At 71.2% G+C, this 6,466-nt stretch carries 7 protein-coding genes; 4 read left to right on the top strand and 3 right to left on the bottom strand.

Annotated features, from left to right (window positions below; all coding sequences use genetic code 11):
* On the top strand, window positions 1-372 hold a 372-nt coding region (locus tag GWI24_RS38530; protein WP_210950688.1), incomplete at its 5' end, for an SRPBCC family protein.
* 113 nt (window positions 373-485) lie between these two features.
* Here GWI24_RS38530 and GWI24_RS38525 read toward each other — a convergent pair.
* Entirely contained in the window at window positions 486-1,487 is a 1,002-nt protein-coding gene (locus GWI24_RS38525) for a LacI family DNA-binding transcriptional regulator (RefSeq protein WP_210950687.1), read from the bottom strand.
* 218 nt (window positions 1,488-1,705) lie between these two features.
* Between GWI24_RS38525 and hisD the strand changes: the two genes are divergently transcribed.
* Entirely contained in the window at window positions 1,706-3,025 is a 1,320-nt protein-coding gene (gene hisD / locus GWI24_RS38520; protein WP_210950686.1) for a histidinol dehydrogenase, read from the top strand.
* A 66-nt stretch (window positions 3,026-3,091) separates the two neighbouring features.
* The gene (locus tag GWI24_RS38515; protein WP_210950685.1) at window positions 3,092-4,450 is read left to right on the top strand and encodes an MFS transporter; all 1,359 of its coding nucleotides are present in this window, start codon (window positions 3,092-3,094) and stop codon (window positions 4,448-4,450) included.
* A 61-nt stretch (window positions 4,451-4,511) separates the two neighbouring features.
* Here the strand turns inward: GWI24_RS38515 and GWI24_RS38510 are convergent, their stop codons facing one another.
* Entirely contained in the window at window positions 4,512-5,363 is an 852-nt protein-coding gene (locus GWI24_RS38510; RefSeq protein WP_210950684.1) for a PaaX family transcriptional regulator C-terminal domain-containing protein, read from the bottom strand.
* Between the two features lie 107 nt (window positions 5,364-5,470).
* Window positions 5,471-5,890 (bottom strand): RidA family protein, encoded by a 420-nt coding sequence (locus GWI24_RS38505; protein ID WP_210950683.1) that lies wholly within the window; start codon window positions 5,888-5,890, stop codon window positions 5,471-5,473.
* A 124-nt stretch (window positions 5,891-6,014) separates the two neighbouring features.
* On the opposite strand from GWI24_RS38505, the gene GWI24_RS38500 reads away from it, so the two are divergent.
* Window positions 6,015-6,466 (top strand): cupin domain-containing protein (locus GWI24_RS38500; RefSeq protein WP_210950682.1); only part of this gene is annotated, 452 nt, incomplete at its 3' end.

Below are 6,466 nucleotides of genomic sequence, written 5' to 3'. Positions count from 1 at the left end.
GTGTGGCAGCTCATCGGCGGCTTCGACGCGCTGCCCGACTGGCTGCCGTACATCTCCGAGAGCGTCGCCGCCGAGGGCGGCCGCGTCCGTCGACTGCGCAACGAGGAGGGCGGCGTGATCGTCGAGCGACTCGTGGCCTTCGACGACGCGGCGCGCTCGTATAGCTACGCCATCCTGGAGGCGCCGTTCCCGGTGACCGACTACCTCTCCACGCTGCGCGTGCGCGAGGTCCCCGGCCGGTCCGACGCGTCGCGCGTCGAGTGGTCCGGGACGTTCACCCCCACCGGCGTCAGCGACGACGAAGCCGTCGCGCTCTTCCACGGCATCTACGCCGACGGGCTCGCCGCCCTGCGCAACACCCTGGCGGGCTGAACCGCCTGACGGTCCGCCGCGCCGGGCACCCGACGAGCCGCCCGCCCGGGAGCACCCCGCACCCGGGCGGCGGCGTTCCCATGCGGTGGACCGAGCCCCGCCCCGAAACGCCGTCAGGAAGCGGGCGTATGCGCGGTGGACCGCCGGATCACCAGCTCGGCCGGGAACTCGCGACGCCGGGCGGGCAGCGTGCGGTCGTCGATCCGCTCGATCAGCATGCGCACCGCCATCCGCGCCATGTCCGTGATCGGCTGCCGCACCGTCGTCAGGCCGTACGCCTCCCACGCGGCCATCGCGATGTCGTCGTACCCCACCACCCAGACGTCCTCGGGGATCCGCACGCCCAGCGAGATCGCGCCGTCCACGGCACCGAGGGCGGTGAGGTCGTTGGCGCAGAAGACGGCGGACGGGGGCTGCGGGCGGTCGAGCAGTTCGCGCATCGCCGCGCGCGCCGTGTCGTGGGAGAAGTCTCCCGGCAGCACCAGCTCGGGCGGCAGTGGGTGCCCGAGTTCGTCGAGCATCTCGCGGAAGCCGCGCTCCCGGTGGAGCGCGGTGCTGGCCGACTGCGGTCCCCGCAGAAAGCCGATGCGCTCGTGTCCGGCCCGCACCAGGTACCGGGCGGCGAGCCGCCCCCCGGCCACGTTGTCGGCGGTGACCTGGTCGCAGCCGATGTGGTCCAGCCCCCGGTGGAGCAGCACCACGGGCTCGTTCCGCTGCAGCGCCTCTTCGAGTGGCTTGGACATCTCGGTCACCGTGGTGAACAGGAGCCCGTCCACCGCGCCTTCGCGGATCGCCTCGAGGGCGCTGGCCTCGCTCGGGCCGGTGGCGTTCCACAGGGTCATCCGCTGCCCGGCGCGGCCGAGTTCATCGCTGACCGCTTCCAGCAGCTGCGGATAGAAGGGGTTGGTGATGTCCGCGACGACCACGCCGATCGTGCCGGCGCGCCGGGTGCGCATGGCCCTGGCGGCCGCGTTGGGGTGATACCCGGCCTGCTTCATGGCGGTCAGGACGCGCTCCCTGGTCTCCGGGGAGACCCTGGCGCTGCCCTGCAGCACCCGGGAGACGGTCGCCTGCGACACTCCGGCCAGCCGGGCCACGTCCTGGCTGGTGACCACAGCTCCTCCGTAGGGCCGGATCCGCGGGGCGGTGTCCGGCCCCGGCGGCGCTTTTGGGTGTTTACGTAGTCATCCTAGCGGCGCGCCCACCGCCGCCCCGCCGGGGCCGTCGGCAAAAGATCTCCCGGATGCATGTTTACGTATTCACAGCGAAGGCGTACGGTCCCCATGAATACGTAACCATGCGTCCGAGAGGGCGCCGAGAGATTGGCTCCGCCATGGTCCTGACCCTGAAAGCCGCCGCCGCCGCGAAGAGCACGCCCGGCAGCAGCAGCCCTGAGGTCACCGACGCCGTCGCCGGGATCATTTCCGACATCCGCTCGCGCGGCGACGCCGCCGTCCGCGAGTACTCCGCCCGCTTCGACCGCTGGGATCCGGAGTCCTTCCGGCTGAAGGCGGAGGAGATCGAGGAGATCGTCGCCCGGGTGCCCGAGCAGGTGCTGGAGGACATCCGCTTCGTCCAGCGCCAGGTGCGCACCTTCGCGGAGCGGCAGCTGGCCTCCCTGAGCGAGTTCGAGATGGAGACGCTGCCCGGTGTCTCGCTGGGGCAGAAGCACATCCCGGTCGCCGCGGCCGGTGCCTATGTGCCGGGCGGCCGCTACCCGCTGCTGGCCTCGGCCCACATGACCATCGTGACCGCCAAGACCGCCGGGGTGCCGAGGGTCGTGGCGTGCACGCCGCCCATCCGGGGCGAGGTGCCCGATGCCACGATCGCGGCCATGCACCTGGCCGGGGCCGATGAGATCCATCTGCTGGGCGGGGTGCAGGCGATCACCGCCATGGCCCTGGGCACCGAGAGCATCAGCAAGGTCGATCTGCTCGCCGGGCCGGGCAACGCGTATGTGGCCGAGGCCAAGCGGCAGCTGTTCGGCGAGGTGGGCATCGACCTGTTCGCCGGGCCGACCGAGACCCTGGTGGTCGCCGACGAGCACGCCGACCCGTTCATCGCGGCCGTGGACCTGCTCAGCCAGGCCGAGCACGGGCCCGACTCCCCGGCGGTGCTGATCACCACCTCGGAGCGGATCGGCCGCGAGGTCATCGCGCATGTCGAGGAGATCCTGCCGGACATGCCGACCCGCGATCTGGCCGGGCCCGCGTGGCGGGACCACGGTGAGGTCCATGTCGTCGACGACCTCGACGCGGCGTACGCGCTGGCCGACTCCTACGCCAGCGAGCACGTCCAGATCCTCACGGCCGAGCCCCGCAAGGCCCTGGACGCCATGCGGAACTTCGGGGCGCTGTTCCTGGGCGAGGGGACCTGCGTCTCCTACGGGGACAAGGTGATCGGCACCAATCATGTGCTGCCCACGCGCGGCGCGGCCCGCTACACCGGCGGGCTGTGGGTCGGGAAGTACCTCAAGACGGTCACCTACCAGCAGGTCACCGACCCTGCGTCGAGCGCGCGGCTCGGCGAGGTCTGCGGCCGGGCGGCGCGCACCGAGCTCTTCGAGGGCCACGCCCGCTCCGGCGACGTCCGGGCGGCCAAGTACGCCGGGCAGCCCCTGACCTGGGCCCCCGGCCACTCCTACGGCGCCTGACCCCTCGTCTGACCCATCCCATCGACATCCGCGAAGAAGAGCCGCGCGGAAGAGGAGGAGGCAGCCATGCCCTCCGGAGCATCGACGGCGTCAGGGGCCCCGGCCAGGCGGGCACTGTCGTCCAGCACCATCGGCAGCGTGATCGAGTGGTACGACTTCACGATCTACGGGACCGCGGCCGCCCTGGTCATCAATCGGCTGTTCTTCCCGCAGGTCAGCTCGGCCGCCGGGATCATGGCCGCCTTCGCGACCTTCGCGGCCGGGTTCCTGGCCCGCCCGGTGGGCGGATTCGTGGCCGGGCACTACGGGGACAAGGTCAGCCGCAAGGCCACCCTCGTGGTGACGCTGACCCTGATGGGGGCGGCCACGACCCTGATCGGTCTGCTGCCGACCCACGCCCAGATCGGTCTGTGGGCGCCGACCCTGCTGGTCTTCCTGCGCCTGGTGCAGGGATTCGCGGTCGGCGGCGAGTGGGGTGGCGCGGTGCTCATGGCGGTCGAGCACGCGCCGAGCGGCCGGCGCGGGCTGTACGGGGCGTGGCCGCAGACCGGGGTCTCGGCGGGGCTGTTGCTGGGCACCGGTGTCTTCAGCGCCGTGTCCCTGCTGCCGGATGAGCAGTTCCTGGCGTGGGGGTGGCGGCTGCCCTTCCTCGCCAGCGCGCTGCTGGCCGGTGTCGGCCTCTACATCCGGTTCCGGATCTCGGAGCCCGAGTCGATCGTCCAGGCAGCCGAGAGCGGCGGGCGGTCCCGGCGTCCTCTGGTCGACGTGGTGCGCAATCACCCCAGGGAGGTGCTGATCGCCGTCGGTGCCCGGTTCGCGGAGGGCGGCAACTACTACATCTTCACCGTCTTCATCCTCACCTACCTCTCCGAACAGCTCGATCTGTCACGGCAGGTGGGGCTGACGGGGGTGATGATCGCCGCCGCGGTGGACATCGCGGTGATCCCGCTGTGGGGTGCGCTCTCGGACCGGGTGGGCCGCCGGCCGGTGTTCATCGGGGGCGCGCTCTTCATGGCGGCGTTCGCGGGACCGTTCTTCCTGATGGTCGACACCCGGTCGCCGGTGCTGATCTGTCTGGCCCTGGTCGTGATGATGGCCCTGGGACATGGCGCGGTGTTCGGCCCGCTGGCCGCGTTCTACGCCGAGCTGTTCCCCGCCCGGGTCCGCTACAGCGGAGTGTCGGTCGGCTACCAGGCAGGCAGTGTGGTGCTGGGCGGCTTCACTCCGATGCTGGCCACGTCGGTGGTCCTGTGGAGCGGCGGGGCCTCCTGGAGTCTGATGGCCCTGGTGGCCGCGGGTGCCCTCATCGCCGCGGCGACGATGGCGGTCGCCCCCGAGACCTTCCGCCGAAGCCTGGACGCGGAGGCGGGTGCGGCCGCGCGGGACGGCGCGGTGAGCCGGGAAGCGGTGACGACTCCGACTTAAGTCCGCATACGGCAGATGAGCGGGTTTCCGGCGCGCCGGAAACCCGCTCATCTCATTTCCCCTAGCGCGCGTGGCAGACCCCCGCGGCGTGCGCCGACGCTGGGGCACTCAGCAGGGCGTGGAGCCGGTCGAACAGTTCGCCCGCGGCCACGCCGTTCCACTCCGGCGGTAGCAGCTCCAGGGGAAGCCCCGGGTCGCGGTAGGGCATGCGCCGCCACTGGGTCAGCATCGGTACGTACGTCCGGAACGCCTCCAGCGGCTGTGGTTCGCGGTGCGTCACCGCGTCCAGCACGGGGCCGTACCGGTGCAGGAAGTCCGCGTACATGGCGGTGAGTTCATCGAGGTCCCACCAGGAGCGGACCTTCTGCCGCGGGTCCCCGAAGGCCACGTGGTCACCGGTGAAGATGTCGACGTACGCGGACAGCTCCCGGCGCTCCAGGGTTCGCCGCGCCTCGTCCGCCAGGTGTCCGGGGGCGATCCAGACGCCTGACGCGGCGGTGCCGAAGCCCAGCCGGGTCAGGGCCGTCCGCAGGGCGTGCCGCTTCTCGCGCTCGGACTCGGGCACGGAGAACACCACGAGCACCCAGCCGTCCTCGCGGGACGCCCTGGCCTGCCGGAAGATGCGTACATCCCCCTCGGCGAGCGTCTGCAGGGTCGAGCCGGCGAGCGAGTACCCGGCGACGCCCTCGCGGCGCTCGCCGCACAGCACATCGCGGCGTTTCATCCGGGAGACCGAGGACCGCACGGCCCGGCTCTCCACGCCGAGGTCCGCCATGAGGCCGATCAGCGAGGCGACCGAGAGCCAGTTGTGCTCGCCCCGGGCGTAGAGGCCGTAGAGCGTGAGGATGAGCGGGGCGTGGCGGGACTCCCGTTCGCCCGCCACGGTGGTGGCCGGTGTCGTCTGCGCGGTCATTCCCGGCACCCTAACGTCTGGCGCGGTGATGGTGATCACCTGCTCGCGTCCGAGGCCGGAGCGATGCGCGGATCGCGTCGGCCCCTCTCGCGGGCGCGGTCCCCCTCCTACGCGCGCGGCGTCACCAGTCGTTCCTCCGGTATCACGGCCACACCCAGGATCTCGATCATGGCTTCGGGCTGCCACAGCGCCGTACAGCCGATGCCCGCCATGGCCGGGTAGACGGGCCCGGCGAGCTCGCGCCAGACCCTGCCGATCTCCTTGCCGTGCGCCTGGTAGTCGGGGATGTCGGTGAGGTAGATGGTCACGCTCACCAGGTCCTCGGGCCGCCCGCCGGCCTCGCGCAGCGTGGTGAGCAGATTGCCGAACGCCTGCCGGAACTGCTCGACGATGCCCCCCGGAACGATCTTCATGTCGGCGTCGAGGGCGGTCTGTCCTCCCAGGTGGAGGGTGTTTCCGGCGAGTGTTCCGTGTGAGTAGCCACTGGGTGCCGGCAGGGCGCTCGGGTTCACGGGGACGGGGGTCATGGGGCCTCCGGCTCGGTTGTGTTCCGTCCTGTCCCACGGCCGGGCAGGTGTATTGACTTTAGATGACGGCCGTGAGAAACACGAGACATCGGATCCTGGTCCCCGACTGAACGGAGCCGACCCCATGGAGCCCGATCTGAGCAAGTACCGCCTCGAGGGCGATAATTCGATGTACCGGCTGCCCAACGGCATCGTCGCCCCCGTGGTGACGCGCGGCGGCCTTGAGAGCGCGAACACCGCCGACTCGGGCGGTGCCGTCCGTATCTCGGGCGTGAGCATCCAGCACACCCCCGCCACCCGTCTCTGGTTCGGCAAGGTCAGCAACGAACCCGGCTATCGCTCGGTGACCCATCACCACGGCGAGGCCGAGACCGGTGGCTATGTCCTGTCCGGCCGGGCCCGCATCTACTTCGGCGAGGAGCTCCGGGACTACGTCGACATGGAGGAGGGCGACTGGGTCTTCGTGCCGCCGTATCTGCCGCACGTGGAGTGCAACCTCTCCCGCACCAGGCCGCTGACCTGGATGACCACCCGGACACCGGAGAACATCGTGGTCAACCTGCCCGATATCGCAGA

The organism is Streptomyces sp. MK37H (assembly GCF_018035285.1).
Taxonomy (GTDB): Bacteria; Actinomycetota; Actinomycetes; order Streptomycetales; family Streptomycetaceae; genus Streptomyces; species Streptomyces endocoffeicus.
This window is presented reverse-complemented; position numbering and strand designations above follow the sequence as displayed.